The sequence below is a fragment of the Algoriphagus ratkowskyi genome (assembly GCF_002150505.1).
GTDB lineage: Bacteria > Bacteroidota > Bacteroidia > Cytophagales > Cyclobacteriaceae > Algoriphagus > Algoriphagus ratkowskyi.
On sequence record NZ_MSSV01000002.1, the window covers coordinates 255,311 to 273,296 of the forward strand.

12 protein-coding genes and 1 tRNA gene are annotated in these 17,986 nt (G+C 38.6%); 8 read left to right on the top strand and 5 right to left on the bottom strand.

What is annotated here, in order from left to right:
• Nucleotides 1–491: 491 nt before the first annotated feature.
• A complete protein-coding gene (locus BVH02_RS02775) occupies nt 492–992 on the top strand; it encodes a GreA/GreB family elongation factor (RefSeq protein ID WP_086498671.1) in 501 nt (166 codons plus the stop codon).
• Between the two features lie 283 nt (nt 993–1,275).
• Nucleotides 1,276–3,909: a valine--tRNA ligase gene (locus tag BVH02_RS02780; RefSeq protein ID WP_086498673.1), complete on the top strand. Its 2,634-nt coding sequence runs from the start codon at nt 1,276–1,278 to the stop codon at nt 3,907–3,909.
• A gap of 149 nt (nt 3,910–4,058) precedes the next feature.
• On the opposite strand, the gene BVH02_RS02785 is transcribed toward BVH02_RS02780, so the two are convergent.
• Nucleotides 4,059–6,596 (bottom strand): phosphoenolpyruvate carboxylase, encoded by a 2,538-nt coding sequence (locus tag BVH02_RS02785; RefSeq protein WP_086498675.1) that lies wholly within the window; start codon nt 6,594–6,596, stop codon nt 4,059–4,061.
• 174 nt (nt 6,597–6,770) lie between these two features.
• On the opposite strand from BVH02_RS02785, the gene BVH02_RS02790 reads away from it, so the two are divergent.
• Complete coding sequence (locus BVH02_RS02790) at nt 6,771–7,910, top strand: lactonase family protein (protein WP_086498677.1); 1,140 nt, start codon at nt 6,771–6,773, stop codon at nt 7,908–7,910.
• Here the strand turns inward: BVH02_RS02790 and BVH02_RS02795 are convergent.
• Nucleotides 7,907–8,989: an o-succinylbenzoate synthase gene (locus tag BVH02_RS02795; protein ID WP_086498679.1), complete on the bottom strand. Its 1,083-nt coding sequence runs from the start codon at nt 8,987–8,989 to the stop codon at nt 7,907–7,909. The two genes, BVH02_RS02790 and BVH02_RS02795, sit on opposite strands and share 4 nt — an antisense overlap.
• Before the next feature lie 70 nt (nt 8,990–9,059).
• Between BVH02_RS02795 and BVH02_RS02800 the strand changes: the two genes are divergently transcribed.
• A complete protein-coding gene (locus BVH02_RS02800) occupies nt 9,060–10,271 on the top strand; it encodes an S-adenosylmethionine:tRNA ribosyltransferase-isomerase (RefSeq protein WP_086498681.1) in 1,212 nt (403 codons plus the stop codon).
• Between the two features lie 49 nt (nt 10,272–10,320).
• Here BVH02_RS02800 and BVH02_RS02805 read toward each other — a convergent pair whose 3' ends face one another.
• A complete protein-coding gene (locus tag BVH02_RS02805) occupies nt 10,321–10,575 on the bottom strand; it encodes a hypothetical protein (RefSeq protein ID WP_086498682.1) in 255 nt (84 codons plus the stop codon).
• A gap of 303 nt (nt 10,576–10,878) precedes the next feature.
• Here BVH02_RS02805 and BVH02_RS02810 point away from each other — a divergent pair.
• The 4 genes from BVH02_RS02810 to BVH02_RS02825 all read left to right on the top strand — a co-directional run bounded on the left by BVH02_RS02810 (nt 10,879) and on the right by BVH02_RS02825 (nt 15,695).
• Nucleotides 10,879–10,967: transfer RNA gene (locus tag BVH02_RS02810), tRNA-Ser, on the top strand.
• Nucleotides 10,968–11,331: 364 nt separating this feature from the next.
• Nucleotides 11,332–12,546, top strand: coding sequence for a site-specific integrase (locus BVH02_RS02815; RefSeq protein ID WP_086498684.1), 1,215 nt, complete (start codon nt 11,332–11,334; stop codon nt 12,544–12,546).
• Between the two features lie 107 nt (nt 12,547–12,653).
• Complete coding sequence (gene rhuM / locus BVH02_RS02820) at nt 12,654–13,607, top strand: RhuM family protein (protein ID WP_086498687.1); 954 nt, start codon at nt 12,654–12,656, stop codon at nt 13,605–13,607.
• A 531-nt stretch (nt 13,608–14,138) separates the two neighbouring features.
• Nucleotides 14,139–15,695 carry a carboxypeptidase-like regulatory domain-containing protein gene (locus tag BVH02_RS02825; RefSeq protein ID WP_158093852.1) on the top strand — a complete coding sequence of 519 codons (1,557 nt, stop codon included), beginning with the start codon at nt 14,139–14,141 and terminating at the stop codon, nt 15,693–15,695.
• 429 nt (nt 15,696–16,124) lie between these two features.
• On the opposite strand, the gene BVH02_RS02830 is transcribed toward BVH02_RS02825, so the two are convergent.
• A complete protein-coding gene (locus BVH02_RS02830; protein WP_223271798.1) occupies nt 16,125–17,120 on the bottom strand; it encodes a nucleotidyl transferase AbiEii/AbiGii toxin family protein in 996 nt (331 codons plus the stop codon).
• The gene (locus tag BVH02_RS02835) at nt 17,105–17,833 is read right to left on the bottom strand and encodes a DUF6088 family protein (RefSeq protein WP_086498690.1); all 729 of its coding nucleotides are present in this window, start codon (nt 17,831–17,833) and stop codon (nt 17,105–17,107) included. The genes BVH02_RS02830 and BVH02_RS02835 overlap by 16 nt, the downstream gene beginning before the upstream one ends.
• Between the last annotated feature and the right edge of the window lie 153 nt (nt 17,834–17,986).

Consider the following 17,986-nt stretch of genomic DNA (forward strand, 5'->3'; position numbering starts at 1 on the left):
TTTGATACCGCACTTCACGCAAATATTTAAATTACTCTTTTTCAATGTAAATAATCTTAAGGCTTCTAATGCTGAATTATAAGGACCCAAATAATCCCGATCATACTTTGAAGGGATATCATAACAATCCTTATCATGAATAATAAATTGCCCATTGGGATCAGGTAAAGAAGATAAATAAAAGAATCTCATCACTATTAATTTGTATTTTAAATATGATACTCATTTTTCTTAACAATAAGGATTCCAAAACATTTATAGGGCTGTTAATCTAAATCTTATCCAGTTATGAACTTGAGAATATAATTATATGAGGATTTAATATTCAAATTGGGGAAAGAAAGCCTCGGATTAGCTTTCTGTAAAGAAATGTGTTCTTAAAACTTAGCTTCCTTTTATGTGTCTCTACAGGTATGAGCGCCGCAAAAGCACATGAAACTTTATCTTATCGCTAATCCTTTTGTATTAGAGACAATTAATTAGACTTACCTATGAGTAGAGGATTTGTAAAAGAAGATGATCAAGAGGAAACTCCTCTAGTTCCACCACGAGCAGATTTGCCCAATGGAATTACTAACTATGTGACACAAGTAGGCATGGAAGCTATGCTGGCAGAAAGGCAAGAAATGATAATTGAAAAGTCTACCATTGAAGCTGCAACTGAACAGGAAAAACGAATTCATTCCAATTATCTCAATGCGAAAATCCACTTACTAGAGGATCGTATTGCTATTGCCAAGGTTGTAAATCTCAGCGAGCAGCCTGAAAATGAAATTCGCTTTGGAGCAAACGTCACACTTAAAATAGGAAAGAGCACTAAGCTTCAAACCTATCAAATCGTAGGTGTAGACGAAGCGGATATAGCCAAAAGTAAAATCTCTTTTATATCTCCAATCGCCAAAATATTGATCGGCAAGAAGTTAGGAGAACAAGCAGTTCTAAAGCTGGCTAAAGAGGATCGTGTCTTTAAGGTGATGGACATCAAGTATTAATTCGTTCTCAAAATGCCCTAGATTACTTCTATGCCTTACAGCGTAAAGCTGAGATCATTTTTTTCTACCAAATCAATTTTGAAATCAAATTCCGATTTTGCATAAGTATAAAATCTAAGAAGGATAAGTTTCCTCCTTTACCAAAGTGATTAAAAGTCCCGTTCTTATCGCTTCTTTATGACGTTTGCGGTTAAAAAATTACTCAAGCCACAATTGACACTCGATTCATGCCTCCAAAGCTGGCTTTTTCCCTATTTTTGTCCCTCTAATTAATCATCTGAATATGTCTATTGCCAGCAAATACGATCCAGTAGCTACCGAAGCCAAGTGGTATGCCTACTGGATGGAGCACAAGCTTTTTTCCTCCACCGTAGATCACAATAAGGAACCATATGTGATCACCATGCCTCCGCCAAATGTCACCGGCGTCTTGCACATGGGGCATATGCTGAATAATACCATTCAAGATGTATTGATCCGCCGAGCTAGAATGCAGGGCAAAAATGCGCTTTGGGTGCCTGGAACTGATCATGCATCTATCGCTACCGAGACCAAAGTAGTAAATCTGCTGAAAGAACAAGGTATAGAGAAAAAGTCCCTCACGCGTGAACAATTCCTAGAGCATGCTTGGGTATGGAAAGAAAAATATGGCGGAATTATCTTGGAGCAACTGAAAAAGCTAGGTGCTTCTTGTGATTGGGACCGTACGGCATTTACAATGGATGCTGGATTGAGTGATGCTGTAGTTTCTGTTTTTGTGGACTTGCATAAAAAAGGAAAAATCTACCGTGGCATCCGCATGGTAAACTGGGATCCTAAGGGCAAAACTGCCTTGTCTGATGACGAGGTAATCACAAAAGAAATTGCTTCCAAACTTTACTATATAAAGTATCAGATCGAAGGAACAAAAGATGAATTCCTAACCATCGCGACAACGCGTCCTGAGACGATCATGGCCGATGTGGCAATCTGCGTCAACCCAAACGACCCCCGATTCACTCACCTGAAAGGAAAGAAAGCTATAGTACCCCTTATCAACAAAGCTATCCCGATTATCGAGGATGAGTATGTGGATATCGAGTTTGGTACTGGCTGTCTGAAAGTAACTCCTGCCCATGACATCAATGACTACGAACTTGGACTGAAGCATAAATTGGAAGTGATCGACATCCTGAATGACGATGGTACACTCAACGAAAAAGCACAAATTCTAGTAGGTGAAGATCGTTTTGTGGCTAGAAAGATGATCGCCAAAAAGCTGAAGGAAGTTGATCAGTTGGAGAAAATCGAAGATTATAAATCCAACGTAGGTCATTCCGAAAGAACTGATGCCGTGATTGAGCCAAAGCTTTCCTTGCAGTGGTTCTTGAAAATGGACGACATCACTAAGCCAGCACAAAGTGCCGTAATGGACGACATAATCCAGTTGTATCCGCCGAAGTTCAAGAACATGTACCGTGCTTGGATGGAGAACGTACGTGACTGGTGTATCTCCCGTCAACTCTGGTGGGGACATAGAATCCCGGCTTATCATTTACCAAATGGAGAGTTTGTAGTGGCAAAAACTGTTGAGGAAGCCTTGAAGATCGCCAAGGAGCAATTTGATAGCAATTACACCTTTGCCGATTTAAAACAAGATGAAGATGTATTGGATACTTGGTTTAGCTCTTGGCTTTGGCCGATTTCGGTTTTTGATCACGAAGTATTTACCACTGGTAAGCCAAACGAAGAATTAAAATATTACTACCCTACCAATGACTTGGTGACTGCTCCTGAGATTTTGTTTTTCTGGGTGGCTCGAATGATTATAGCGGGCTATGAATACATGGGCGATAAGCCTTTCAAAAATGTCTATCTGACAGGTATTGTTCGCGATAAACAAGGTAGAAAAATGTCTAAATCTCTGGGCAATTCTCCAGACCCTTTGAATCTCATTGCCCAGAATGGTGCTGATGGCGTACGTACAGGTATGCTTTTCTCCTCTCCTGCTGGAAATGACTTGCCATACGATGACAAGCTGGTGGAGCAAGGGAGAAACTTTGCCAACAAGATCTGGAATGCTTTCCGTTTGGTAAAAGGCTGGGAAATTGATCCAAGTTTAGATGGCTCGGCAAATATTTCCAGCATAGAATGGTTTGAAAATCGGTTCAATCAGTCTCTAGAAGAAATCAATGAGCATTTCGAGAAATTCAGAATTTCTGATGCCTTGATGACCACGTACAAGCTAGTATGGGGAGATTTCTGCTCCTGGTATTTGGAGATGATCAAGCCCGAATATCAGCATCCTATTGATCAGGAGACTTATGATAAAACCATAGCTGTTTTCGAAGATATTCTGAAGATCTTGCATCCATTCATGCCGTTCATCTCTGAAGAACTCTGGCATCAGATTAAAGAAAGATCCGTTGAAGAATCCTTGATTTTGGCTTCATGGCCAGAAGCTAAATCTTTTGATTCTAACATCATTGAGGAAGCTAATCAAGTATTTGAGGTAGTTTCTCAGGTGCGAAATCTTCGCGCATCCAAAGGCATGTCTCCAAAAGAGACCTTGGAGCTAACTATTAACACAAAAAACGACGCACTTTATAAGCGCTTCGAAGCTGTACTGAACAAGCTTGCAAATCTGTCTTCATTGAACTACGGTGAGAAGGTGGAAAATGCAGTCAGCTTTGTAGTCAAGTCGGACGAATGCTTTATCCCGATGGGCGATTCTATAAATGTGGAAGAGGAAAAAGAAAATATCCAGAAGGAGATCGACTATACCAAAGGCTTCTTGAACTCAGTGATGAAGAAGCTCGGCAACGAGCGATTTGTAGCGGGAGCTCCTGCTCAGGTACTCGAGACAGAACGCAAGAAACAGGCAGATGCTGAAGGAAAAATCAAGGCCCTGGAGGAGAGTTTGGCGAAACTGGGGTAAAAGCAACCTTTGAGGTTTTTTTCAAACCTCGAAGGTTTTAGCCTAAGGCAATATTCTAACCCCTTACAATCATTCGTAGTTTATGCTGAGCAAAAAAAGCCCGACTGAATCAAATCAGTCGGGCTTTTCAATTTATTTCTACTTGATTATTATGCTGCGTTTCTTGCCGCATTGATAATCCCAAACATACTTCTCAAGATCAACCGTTGAAGCACCTCTGTGGTCTCACCAGTTTCAAGAATTGTCTGAATGGCATATTGCTGCACCGTAATCAATGGCAATACGATACGCTCTCGAATTTCAATTGATTTCTTAATCACCATATTATCACCCATCAGTTCATCCATGGAAGAGACTTCTTTGAGCTTCTCGATAGATCTAAGATACTCATCATACATGATCTCCCAGAACTCTCCATAATTTTTATCTTGCTTTAGATAAGCTGTTGCTGGATAAAAGCACTTCGTAAGTGACTGCATTGAATTACCAAGAAGTGCTCTAAAGAAAAGGCTATTATTATAGAGCTCTTTTAGCTCGCCTAATTTACCTTTCTTCTCCAATACCGAAACTGCAGCTCCTACTCCATAAAAACCTGGTATATTTTGCTTCATTTGAGCCCAAGATCCTACAAACGGAATAGCGCGCAGATCTTCAAACTTTAACCCTTCTCCACCTTTACCTCTTTTCAATGGTCTGGAACCAATATTGGTCATCCCAAAATACTTGAGCGGAGTCACATGCTCCAAGTAGGGAACAAACATCGGATGACTTTTGAATTTCTTATATGATTCGTAAGCCTCTCCTGCCAGCTCATCGATCAATGCTCGCTGCTCGGTATTAAGATTTTTGTCTGCTCCTGTGTACAGATGATTTTCCAAACCTGCACTTAACAATTGTTCGAAATTATAGGTACAAGAAGCCTGCTTCCCGTAGTTTGAAGAGATCGTTTGCCCCTGAATGGTTACTTGAATCTCAGCATTTTCCACTTTCTCTCCTAATGAAGCATAGAAATTATGCATGTTTCCTCCTCCACGCGCTGGAGGCCCACCTCTACCGTCGAAGAACACGACTTCGATCCCATTCTCTCTTGACACTCTGGTCATTTCCTCTTTGGCTCTTAGAATAGACCAGTTTGCCTGTAAGTATCCTCCATCCTTCGTTCCGTCAGAAAAACCAAGCATTATTGTCTGCTTGTTTCCTCTGAATTCCAAATGTTTTTGGTACTCCGGAAGATTATATAGACTTGTCATGATCTCTGGAGCCATGGCCAAATCGTCGATGGTCTCAAAAAGAGGAACAATATCCAATGGAAGATTCTCCTTATCTGTACCCAGCGTCAGTTTTGCTAATTTGAAAACTTCAAGTAAATGTTTCCTAGACTGACAATTAGAAATAATGTAGCGATTTAAAACTTCCTCACCATTCTCTTTCTGGATAGCATCGATTACTCCAAATGACTGCAACATCTCTTGGTTGAAAGGATCATTGAAAGCATCTATTTCAGGAAGCGAAGTAAGGCTCATAATTTGAGCTATCTGCTCATCCTCGGTGCCTTGAAGCTCTTTACCTTGAAGTTGGAAAATCTCCTCAATCAGCGTGTCGTGCTTACGACTATCCTGACGCATATCCATGCATGCGAAGTGGAAACCGAATATTTTTACTTTAAGGATAAATTGGTCTAAAACGTCTAAGAAAAGCCCCTCATGATGCTTAATCAAGCCTTCTCTGGCAGAAAGCAAATCAGCTAGCAATTGATCCTTTGTCTGATAGACCGGGTTATTTTCAAATAAAGTAGCGTAAAGCCCACGTTCTATAGTAATCAGGATTTCTTCTACATGCTTGAAGGTCAACCTTCTTCTCACTTTACGAACATCTCGATAGTAGCATTTGATCACCCATTTTTTCAGGCGTTCAGCGACTTGCTTGGTAGTTGTATGTGTGACAAATGGATTTCCATCTCGGTCACCGCCTGGCCAAAATCCTATTTTTAGCAAACCTGGATTTTCCCAGTCATGAAGCGGAATATCTAATGACCCAAGTAATCTGATCATTATATCAGAGATACTTTGATAAAATACATTCTCCAAAAACCAGATTAAGCTGATAGCTTCATCATAAGGAGTTGGTTTCTCCCGCTTAGTAAAGCCTGTTTTGCCTAATTGCTGCAGCAACGAATTTATCTTACCGATGTCATCCGTTCGAATAGCATTCTCCAGATCGGTGATGATCGCTAGGACATTTCCTGGATAGAACTGAGTAGGGTGAGCAGTAAGAGTAAGACGTACCGAGAAAGTCTTTAATTTTTCGATGAGTTCTTCACGTTTATTATCATTATCCGTTCGGTCTATCAAAGCTTTGATCGTCCCTTTTCCTTTCAGATCATGAATTTTCTCATACGCAGCATCTTCAATTGAGTCAAACAAAACAACTTGCCGCTCCACATATTGAATCATCTGAAAAAGCAAATCAGATTGCTGAGTTGGAGTCGAGTCAGGCATCAATTCATCAAAAAACCCAGCAATAATTTCCTTAGGTGTTAATCCTTTTTGGAAACCATTTTGACACGCTGTACCCAAAATCGGAAGCAAAGTCCCAGTGCGGTAAATGTCATTGAAGGGAAGATCTAAAAATAAACTGTTGTAAATCGTGAAGCGCTTGGCTACTTGGGTATCGTAAGTCTTATACATTTTTCATCTACCTTTTTAATGGTTTAGCAAATTAGTAAAAATTCTAAAAATTGAAACGGCTATTGACTAATCATTAATAATTAATCTTATTTAATTCCTTTTTATCAACCAAATCAATGTTTTGCCAATAAAAACACAAAATGAGTAGTGTATATAATTCAATATCTTTCTTGAATGAAACAAACACTTTTCCTCGCAGGGCTATTGGTAGTCTCTTTTGCTTGTAACACCGAGAAAACAACTGAAATGATAACAACTCCCCTAACCTACTCATTTTTGGTAGGCACTTATACCGACGATACTAGTCAAGGACTTAATCAACTGGATTTCACACCTTCGGAAAACAAGTTAGAAGTGCGCATAATTTATCCCGGCATTCAAAGCCCATCCTTTGTCATAGCAAATCACGCAGGTGATAGGGTCTTCACTTTGGAAGAAATAAATAATGTGCCGGGCGGAAATGTAATCAGCTTTTCTCGAACTTCAGGAGAAAAGTCACTCACCAAATTAAGTGAAGTGCCAAGCTTCGGCGACCACCCTTGCCACATTTCCCTATCTCCAAATGAAAAGTTTTTGACAGTCTCAAATTACAGTGGCGGAAGCTTTAGTGCCTATAGAATAGATGAGAAGGCAAGATTAACACACCTCCAAACAATTAAGCATGAAGGAAGCAGCGTCAATAAAGACAGGCAAAATTCACCTCATGTTCATAGCACAACATTTAGCCCAGATGGCAAATTCCTGCTGGTAGCAGACCTAGGAACTGACGAATTGTCCGTGTATGATTTTGATTCGGAAGCGAAAGAGCCTTTTACCTTAAACAATGCTTACAAAGTCACTCCTGGCGATGGACCTAGGCACCTAGTATTTTCTCCTGATGGAAAAGAAATCCTGTTAGTACAGGAGATGACAGCGACATTGGAGATACTCAGTTTTGACGAAGGACGGATCAGTTCAAAACAGCGAATATCTCTAAAAGCAGATGACTATGCAGGTAGCGTGGGAGCTGCTGAAATCCGCCTTTCTCCTGATGGAAAAAACATCTATGTGTCTAATCGAGGTGATGCAAACAGCCTAACTATTTTCGCTAAAAAAGATGAGGGCAACTATGGTCTTATCCAACAGACAACCTCTGGAGGCTTAATGCCTCGAAATTTTAACCTTACCGCTGATGGCAAATATTTGCTCTCTGCGAATCAGGCAAGCAATGATATAGTGGTTTTTGAACGAGACTTAGAAACAGGAAAACTTACCCAAACTTCCTTAAAAGTTGAATTAAACAAACCGGTTTATCTATTCAGACTTGAAAATTAAGAAGGCTGGGTCCAAGAAATATGCGGATTGTAATGAATCATACCTCTTTGTATTTCCAAAGGAGAATCTAGGTTGTTCTGATACAATTGCCCCGTACCCAAACCCTGAGGGACAGCGGCTTCTAAGCTATCGGCAAGCTGAGCAATTGCATTAAGTCCAATATTACTCTCTAGCGCCGAAGTCATCCACCAGCCAATCTTACGATCCTCTGCCAGCTTTATCCACTCCATGGTTTCCAGAATCCCGCCAAGTAAAGTCGGCTTGAGGATGATATGGTGAGGCTGAATTTGATCCAGAAGTTCAGTCTTATTTATCACACCAATCAATTCCTCATCTAGGGCGATTGGAAGTGGAGTTGTTGCGCAAAGCTGTTTCATCGCTTGCCAATTCCCAGCGGCTATTGGCTGCTCTATGCTATGCAAATCATAGTTGGCCAGCTGCTCAAGCTTGTTGAGTGCATCTTCTTTCGAAAAAGCTCCATTGGCATCCACACGAAGTGTGATCTGATCTTTGGAAAATTGATCTCTGATATATTTAAGCAATTCTAATTCCTGCTGAAAGTCAATTGCCCCAATTTTCATTTTAATGCAATCAAATCCTTGTGCTAGTTTCTCATTGATTTGGGTTAGCATAAAGTCCTTTTCTCCCATCCAAATCAACCCATTAATTGGAATTGACATTTTCCCGGCATAAAAATCTTTTCCCAGAACCTTCTTTTGTCCGCCATTCTTAAGATCAAGAATGGCAGTTTCCAATCCAAAACGAATACTTGGCAGTTCAAAAGGAATTAAACTTTTTAACTGATTCAAAATACTCAAATCATCACTTCTCCAGCTTACTTGGGACATTTCTTCTAATGTCTTTCGTAGAACTTCTTCAAAATCTTCTCTATCATCTAAACTCAAGTTAACCAAAGGTGCAGCTTCTCCCCAACCCATAATTTCAGATCTACCTGTGTAAAAAGCCTTGATCCAAAAAACATCCTTGGTCTTCAGAATTCCTCGAGATGTGCCTGCGTCAAACTTAAATTTCAAAGTTCGTTTTAGGTATTTAAAGGTGATTTTAGAAGAATCAGACATGGATAAGGGAAGATTTTGGAAGGTACTGAAATGAGTTGGGCTATATTTGCAAGCAGATTCACACCTATTTATGCAGATCCCATCAATTGATTTAAAAGCTTACGAATATACATTACCGGAGGAAAAAATCGCAAAATTCCCCTTGGCGAAGCGAGACTCGTCGAAACTTTTGCAATACAAAGATGGTCAGATTTCTCATTTTAACTTTAGCGACATTTCTGAATTGCTACCAGCAGAAACCTTGCTGGTGTATAATGACACCAAAGTAATCCCTGCACGACTGATTTTCCAGCGAGAAACTGGGGCTCGCATAGAAATCTTCTTACTTCAACCTATTTCTCCAACTACTGTCATCCCTGAGATTATGCTTGCAAAGCATCCAGTAATTTGGGAAACTATGATTGGCAATGCCAAAAAATGGAAAGATGGAGAAGTCTTGAAAGGTATTATTCCTTTAGAGAACAGAACGATTGTCCTTCTGGCAAAATTAATCGACCGAGAAAGTCGTAAAGTGGAATTTTCTTGGGACGATGATGAGGTCGCATTTGTGGATGTGGTGGAAGCAAGTGGAGAAGTCCCACTGCCTCCCTATCTCAATCGTAAACCTAATGAGGAAGACAAAATAAGGTACCAAACAGTTTACTCAGAAAAAGAAGGTGCTGTAGCCGCCCCTACTGCGGGACTACATTTCACTCCAGAGATTTTTGAACTAATAAGATCAAAAGGTATCAAGGAAGCTCAAGTCACACTTCACGTGAGTGCGGGAACTTTTCAGCCTATCAAAGCAAGTGAGGTCACTGAACATCCTATGCACAGCGAGCAGATTCACGTCAATAGAAACACTATTAGGCATATTTTATCTCATTTAGGAAACGTAGTAACGGTAGGCACCACCTCAGTGCGAACGCTTGAAAGCCTGTATTGGTATGGTGTGAAATTGCTTGAGGAAAAAGGAGAGGACTTGACAATTGAAAAGCTTTTCCCATACCTAGACCGGAAATCCTTGCCTACTGCCAAAGAATCCTATGATGCTATTCTTTCCTATATGGATGAAAAAGGGATAGATACTATCATGGGCACAACTGAGATTTTCATCTTCCCCGGATATAAGTTCAAGATTGTTAATGGATTGATTACCAATTTTCACCAGCCTGGATCTACACTTATTCTTTTGATAGCCACTATTCTTGGTGAAGACTGGAAGCGCGTTTATGCAGAGGCCATGGCAAATGAGTATCGGTTCTTGAGCTATGGGGATAGCAGTTTGCTCTGGATTAAGTAATATATCTATGAATAGATTAATGATTGAAGAGAAGATTAATATATTATCCTCAAGACATGTGAAGGTTAAACTCAGTGAATTGAGAATAATCAATCTCCTTCACCATAAGAATCAACGCATTAGCGAATTCTTGCTTACATGAACGAACCTCAAAAGCATAATATAGGTCATTAGAGAGGCTTATCTCCAAAGAACCAAAAAAACGATGCAGTTCTTCTTGAGAATTAGAACGAACCAAAACACATCCAGAGTTAGGCTCACTCATTTCGATCAAAAAATTTGCAGTAGCAGTTTGAATTATCATAGTAGTCGGCTTTATAAAAAATCAAAATTACCCTCACCAAACGGAATATCTATACCCCGTATAGGGTATTTTTCACATTTCAAGAAGCTAGTTGTCAAATTATTTTATTTGATATTCAGACTATTAGACAAAAAGAGCAACTCATTAAATTCCTATCTGGCAATGGCTTGCTAAATACTGATCAATTGCCTTATATTTGCATCGATTTACATGGTGTAATAGGCAGAGAAATCTGACAATAGGCCAAAAAATCATCGTAAGGATGATTCCGTTAATCGAAAACTAAGCCACATATCAATATCTAGAGAGTTGGGTGAGCGGCTTAAACCAGCAGTTTGCTAAACTGTCGTACGCCTCAACGCGTACCGGGGGTTCGAATCCCCCACTCTCTACTAGTAAAGCATTGATAATCAGTTATTTACGAACTTAAAAGGTTCGAATACCAACTGATTTCAAAGCCTGCGAAAGTCTTAACTTATTGACTAACAGTATGTTAATCAATAAAAAGGATAAGATTTAACTCATGAGATAAAAGCCTGTAAAGAATTTCTTTACAGGCTTTTTTTGTGGTCTAAACCCCTATAATTTTCATATATGCCTGTAATTCCAGTGCGTCATTCGTGTAGTTCACCAACTCCACAAAAAAAGACGCACTGAGAACGTTATAGACAATTGATTTTCAACATGTTCAATAAGTGAGCATCTTGTGATTTAGAACTTGTATTCCGAATTTTGTTCAACCTAACTAATCGCACCATGTTAGAAAAAAGCTTCGGATTGCTCTTCTTTTTGAAACAATCGAAAAAAAACACCAAAGGAGACAGGTATGTATACCTGAGAATCACAGTTGACGGAACACCCAAAGAATTGTCAACGAAAAGATTATGGTCACCTGCACGCTGGAATACCACGATAGGACGTGCGAATGGAAATAAAGAAGAAGACAGAAACCTGAATGCATATCTGGATTCTATTTACCATAAAGTACTCCAAGCAAAAAAACAGCTTATTGATTCAGATAAAGAAGTGACAGCAGAAGCATTGAAAAATATGCTACTTGGAATCGGTGAAAAGAAAAAAATGATCCTGGAAATTTTTCAAGATCATAATCTTCAAGTAGAAGCACTTCTAGATAAAGAATTCGCTTACGGAACTCTGCAGCGATATAGGACTTCATTGGATCACACTCGAAGTTTTATCCAGTGGAAGTACAGTAAAGACGATATGGATATCCAGTCTCTGGATTATGAATTTATATCTGCCTATTCGTTTTGGCTGCGGTCAATTCAAAACTGTAGTCATAACACCACAGTTAAATACCTCGCCAATTTTAAGAAAATCGTTTTGATCTGTATTAAAAATGGATGGCTACAACGAAATCCATTCATTCAGTTTAAAATGGTCAAAAAAGAAGTAAATCGAGTCTGTTTGACCTGGCATGAAATTCAAACAATATCAAACAAACGATTTGTAACAGATCGGCTAAATCACGTTAGGGATATATTTCTCTTCAGCTGCTATACAGGATTAGCATATATTGATGTGAAAAATCTTAATCGGAAGCAAATCTCAACGGGAATTGATGATGAGCAATGGATTTTCACTCATCGACAAAAAACTAATTCTCCTACAAGAATTCCCTTATTGCCGAAGGCACTTGAACTGATAGAAAAATACCGATCACATCCTCAATGTCAAGAAGGCACTCATGTCTTGCCGGTATTAAGCAACCAAAAGATGAATTCGTACCTGAAAGAAATTGCAGATGTTTGTGAGATCAATAAACCGCTCACCTTTCATATTGCAAGACACACCTTTGCCACTACTATCACGCTTGCCAATGGCGTTCCCATCGAAACCGTTTCAAAAATGCTTGGCCACAAATCCTTGAAACAAACGCAGCATTACGCCAAAATCCTAGATACGAAGATAAGTTTTGACATGAAGGCGTTGAGGGATAAACTCTCTTAACTACCAGGATTTCATATGTAGATCTGAAGAAATATCCCAAAAAATTAATTCTTCCAACTTATAAGAAGTCGGAAACTCATAAATGAATTTTAAATAGAACGTTACTAATGGAAAATCTAATCGAAATATATCAGGGTAATGATGGCCAGACTCAAATTGAAGTGAAGTTTGAGCAAGAGACAGTTTGGCTTTCTCAAGAGCAACTCGTTCAACTCTTTCATCGAGATCAATCAGTTATATCAAGACACATTAGAAAAATTTTTAAGGAAGGTGAGCTGGATGAAAAAAGCAATATGCAAAAAATGCATATTGCCACTTCAGACAAGCCCGTTACATTTTATAATCTAGATGTAATCATATCAGTTGGTTATCGGGTCAAATCACAACAAGGCACTCAATTCCGACAGTGGGCTACCCAGCGACTCAAAGACTTCCTTGTCCAAGGTTACGCTATCAATGAGGAGAGGCTTTCTCAGAAGCAACAAGAAGTCCAAACTCTGAAAGATGGAATTCGGATTTTAAGCAGAGCAATTGAGCAAAAAGCTCAGGATCAAAACTTGGATTGGCTGAACCAATTTGCAAAGGGTTTAGAATTATTGGACGATTATGATCATGAGAACCTTGATAAAAAAGGTTTAAATAAGAGACAAGCCAACTACCCAGAACTAAGTGATTATAAAATGGTGATTTTAGCCATGAGATCAGATTTTGAATCTGGTGTATTTGGGAGGGAAAAAGATGGAAGCTTTGAAAGTGCTATTTCACAAATCACTAAAGGCTTTGGAGATGAAGATTTCTACCCTACCCTAGAAGAAAAAGCCGCAACACTTCTATACTTAATTGTGAAGAATCACGGATTCGTTGACGGAAATAAAAGAATTGCAGCAGCATGCTTCCTTCTCTTTTTGCAATCAAATGATTTGCTTCACAATAGGGAAGAAATTTCAATTATCAGCAATGACGCACTAGCCAGCCTGACTCTTTTTATTGCTTCAAGTAAACCTGAAGAAATGGACACGGTGAAGAAACTAGTGATCAGTGTATTGAATCGGAATTATTAATTTCTAAAAATCATATTACTATTGTGGGGTGGATTCAGTCTACCCCTTCTTTTTTTGGTAAGAAAACACATTCCTTCTATGCATTACCCTTTCCATCATAAAAAATAAGGATTAGCAATTTCATAAAAGGGTGGATTCTTAGTTTTTGAGACTTTGATTTATAAAATGATTTTTTGAAACAAAATGGTATCCCTTAGAAAGAGATATTACCCAGCGAGAAACTGTCTCACAAAACGGTCGTTTTTTGAGATAGGAGGCGAATACATTTTTGTAAGGGAATTTTTTTTGTGAAATGAACAAAATCCTATTTGACAGTTATTTGACTGGAATATCTTTAACTATATATATATTTGAAAATCAGACCATTGTTTTTTCTATCCAAGATGGAGATTAACGACAGATCAATTAGATTAAAAGAAATAATCAAAAAATAATTCTATGGAAAACACCTTAGGAAGCAGGCAAGCCACTTTTTTCTTTTTCATGTGAAAATAAGACCAGAAGATGTTTTATTTAAAACGTAACGATCACATGTCATTAGCAGTTAAGAGAATCATAGTTTTATTGCTATTCCTAAGCCAATATAGTTTGCTATATGGTCAGGATAAGGCCATAAATGGTAAAGTCATCGATAGTCAAACGACTTCACCCATTCCTTTTGCAAGTATTAAAGTAAAGGCTAAAATGTTAGGGGTTGTTTCTAACGGAAACGGGGATTTTCAAATCCCAATAGAATACAGAAATGCAGCCGACTCACTCACAATCTCTTGTATAGGTTATACCAGCAAAACTGTAGCATTAAGAGACCTTCAAGACTCTGTCATCAACTTCATAAAAATAGCTCCATCTATCAGTTCTTTAGATGAGGTAGTAGTTACAACAAAAAAGAAGAAGAACCTGTCGGCATCAAAAGTGCTGAATCTGGCCATCGATAACCTAAAGGTGAATTATCCCCAAGAGCCATTTTCATATATTGGGTATTACAGAGACTACCAATTACTGGACACGAATTACCTCAATCTAAATGAAGCCATTGTGGAAATATATGATCGAGGATTTCCCAGCAATGATTTAGTTGAAACAGCTATTGAGCTTTACGAATTCAAACAAAACACAGACTTCCCAATAGATACTACCACAACTAAGCCTTATGACAATGAGCCTGCCAAATATGGAAGAGGCGAAAATAAATATATTCCAAATGCAGTACTCTCACCTCTAGGGGGAAGCGAACTTAGTATTCTGAGGCTCCATGACGCCATTAGGAACAACGACCGGTTTTCGTTTTCTTTTGTCGACGTATTTATTGACGATTTCGAAAACAACCATTTTCTTGAAATGGAAGAGGAAGTTTTTCTCGACAAGATACCTCTATATTGTATCTCCTTCAAATCTAGATTTGATGCTGGGGGGCCGCGTAATTTTTCTGAAGGCAAGTTATTTATTGAGAAAGATAACTTTGCTATCCATAAAATAGAATACTCCACTTATAATAAAACTATGAAGGAGACCCAATTAATGTATAATATCCAAACGGAATATTCCCGCGTTGACCAATACATGTACCTAAACTATATCTCTTTTAATAATGGATTTAAAACCCAGAATGACACAGACTTCAAAGTCATAGAATTTTCCTACAGCGAAGACAAGAAAGCTTTCATCTTGGATCTAAATAGTATCCCAGAACAATCCTCAATTAGCGACACAAGCAATTACAACTTTATGCTGGAAGGTAAAAAACTCGGAATCCAATTAGCTCAGCTGACTGCAGAACGGCAAGTCACATTATTCCTGAAGGAATCAGCAGCAGCATTTGTGGAGAAGAATTCTGATGATATGAGTTCCAAATTAAGTATTAACACTCAGAACATCAGGGATGTGAAAAATAGAGAATTGGATAAAGAAAACAATACTACAGTGTTCCAATTCCGTGAACTGTTTGTTCAAAAAATATTTCCCTCAAAAGTCGCTCTCATGGATGGCGAATACATTGACAAAACAGTTCCATTGTCCAAAGAGGTGATAAGTAAAAAACTAAGCAAAAAAGACGATTACTGGATGAATTCTCCTCTAAGAAAACAATAATATTTAGTGTCGCTTTGTTTAAATCAGGTGATGAAAAACTTTTTCATAAAACTCATGACAAATTCGCTACTGATTTCGCTACTGACTCAAAATAAAAAGCCCTAACTATTTTAAGGATTGATAGTTAGGGCTTTTAAATGTAGAGAGGAAGGGGGATGAACCTCTCACTTAAATTATTGAATATGAGATAATTACAAACCATATTTACATATAACTACAGGATTGACGTGATCTTGCTTTTTCAACACTTAAAAAACTGGTAACCAATAGATTGCCATAAATAAATGAATCCTGTTTGCTTCTTATCTCAAAGAACTTGCTCTCGAGAAAGAGGCAAAATAAAAAAAAAACGTCAATCATTGCCTAAGAAAAACTTTGTTGAATTCGGTTTAAAAATCGGTTAGAATATCTACTTTGATCTTACCCTCCTCAATCACCAGCCTCAAGCTTCCATTCCATTGTTTGTAACCTGTCCTTTATCCGTTGCAGTGTTTTCTTAACATCATCAATTTCTGGTAAGTCTCCATATACAAGCGTTTTAAATGTGCCAGTGTAGGTTCCCGAGAGCTTAGGCCAAGTTTGATCCAGTGCGGAGAAAAGCATAGCTTGAGAAGGATGTATATACAGCCATTCCTTATTATTACGCAAACTGACATCATCATCTTGTCCTACTCTATTAAGCATCATCTCAAACTCACTGGAAGTTAAAAAGTCCGATAAATTGTCCTCTTTAAGTAATTGGTGAAGATCATAAATATGTCGGATTTTCATTCGTAAATCTGTTACAGGATCTACTGAGTTTGAAAATCTGACAAGACTGATGATTTTTTCACACAAAGTTCTCTCTGGTGCAAGTATGGTTACTGTGAAGGGCTGTAATCCATATTTTTCAATTAAGTCTGCCTGATTTTGTTCTTGCATCATCTGACCTATAAACGATACAACTTGCCCTTGAATAGTCGGTTCGCTGGCACCCAGCCAGCTTGATTCGAGAATGATCAAATCCCTAGCCTGTCCAAAATCTCCCTTGAAAACTTTTGAATAGGTATGTGCTGTTTTGCGTATCATTCCTTTTTTATTGGTGATGCCCTCAACGTCTATTTCAGGTAAAACGTCTGAGACTACATTGCTGACACGTTTCAATCGGTGCCGTAGTTGATTGGCAGATAAACCTTCTTCTCTTCTCAGTACAAGGTCAACGTCTTCGGAAAATCGATTTATAAAATTAAAGCACTTGGACAAAGCAGTTCCACCCTTGAAGATGGTATACTCAGCAGAGGGGCTGCTGAAGATGCGCTGCAATGCCAGGGTCACCCAATAGTCCTTTTCTACATATATCTCTGGTAAGCCCATTTGTTGGGCTGTAATTGAAACAGCATCCACAAAAAGCTCTTTATCTTCATGCAAGTTCATTGGATGTTCCATTCTCGTGCAGTAGTAAGTTGCTTTGAGTCTAAGCCTAATTTGAAAACCGTAAGTGGATTTAATGCTTCCCTAAGCTCATTTGTTTTTCCCTTTTTCTCCAACTCCGTTAATAGTGCCCCGAGCAAAGCCTGAACACGCGGAGGGTATTTAAAGGCATTTTCAATAAGTGACGTCAGTTGTTTTTCAGTCAAGCTTCCAATCTGATTTTTCAGAATGATGATTGCCCGATTCAAATCAAGGTCGGGAATTTGTTTTAGATCTTTAAGGGCATCCAAAAGCCCTAACAGTCTGTAGTTTTCTTCACTTACGTCCACATAACTTTTTACAGCCGTACCCTTGATTGTCCCACGATTGATAAATATTCTCCTGTCCCTACTTGCGATTTGTATTATCATCGGTACCTGGGTAGTCAGCCCCATTTGATTAAAGAGATAGGTTCCTGTCACGTAGGCAATTCTCTTTCCATTTGAATAGAGGTAGGACTTAAGTATCTGATCTTCAGCTGGGGTCTTTTCACCAAAAGGTGTCATTTTAGGCTTATAAAACAAGCCTTTCGACAGTTTCTTTATTTTCCCTTTTTTTCTCTGCCGTTCCAGAATTTTTGCCGCTGACGAATAGTCTTGTTTTGACAGCCCCAATTGTCCATATCCAAAACTGACGTCTTGAGGAAGACTTTCTATTTTTTTGGCTATTTGATCAGATAATCTTGTCATGCAACAAATATAGCATGCACAAACAAAAACGTCAAGTTTTTTGATCAAAAAACTTGACGTTTTTGTTATCAATTTGCTACTAAGTAGCGTAAGGATTCGGATATGAAACCCCGAATGAATTTTAAAGCATGATTAGAAGCATTCAAAATTTAA

Bases quoted from the DNA above. Each gene is read 5' to 3' on its own strand.
- rhuM (WP_086498687.1), top strand. From the start codon at position 12,654: ATGGAAAATCTAATCGAAATATATCAGGGTAATGATGGCCAGACTCAA.
- BVH02_RS02830 (WP_223271798.1), bottom strand. From the start codon at position 17,120: ATGGAACATCCAATGAACTTGCATGAAGATAAAGAGCTTTTTGTGGAT.
- BVH02_RS02775 (WP_086498671.1), top strand. From the start codon at position 492: ATGAGTAGAGGATTTGTAAAAGAAGATGATCAAGAGGAAACTCCTCTA.
- BVH02_RS02795 (WP_086498679.1), bottom strand. From the start codon at position 8,989: ATGTCTGATTCTTCTAAAATCACCTTTAAATACCTAAAACGAACTTTG.
- BVH02_RS02805 (WP_086498682.1), bottom strand. From the start codon at position 10,575: ATGATAATTCAAACTGCTACTGCAAATTTTTTGATCGAAATGAGTGAG.
- BVH02_RS02835 (WP_086498690.1), bottom strand. From the start codon at position 17,833: ATGACAAGATTATCTGATCAAATAGCCAAAAAAATAGAAAGTCTTCCT.
- BVH02_RS02800 (WP_086498681.1), top strand. From the start codon at position 9,060: ATGCAGATCCCATCAATTGATTTAAAAGCTTACGAATATACATTACCG.
- BVH02_RS02790 (WP_086498677.1), top strand. From the start codon at position 6,771: ATGAAACAAACACTTTTCCTCGCAGGGCTATTGGTAGTCTCTTTTGCT.
- BVH02_RS02815 (WP_086498684.1), top strand. From the start codon at position 11,332: ATGTTAGAAAAAAGCTTCGGATTGCTCTTCTTTTTGAAACAATCGAAA.
- BVH02_RS02780 (WP_086498673.1), top strand. From the start codon at position 1,276: ATGTCTATTGCCAGCAAATACGATCCAGTAGCTACCGAAGCCAAGTGG.
- BVH02_RS02785 (WP_086498675.1), bottom strand. From the start codon at position 6,596: ATGTATAAGACTTACGATACCCAAGTAGCCAAGCGCTTCACGATTTAC.
- BVH02_RS02825 (WP_158093852.1), top strand. From the start codon at position 14,139: ATGTCATTAGCAGTTAAGAGAATCATAGTTTTATTGCTATTCCTAAGC.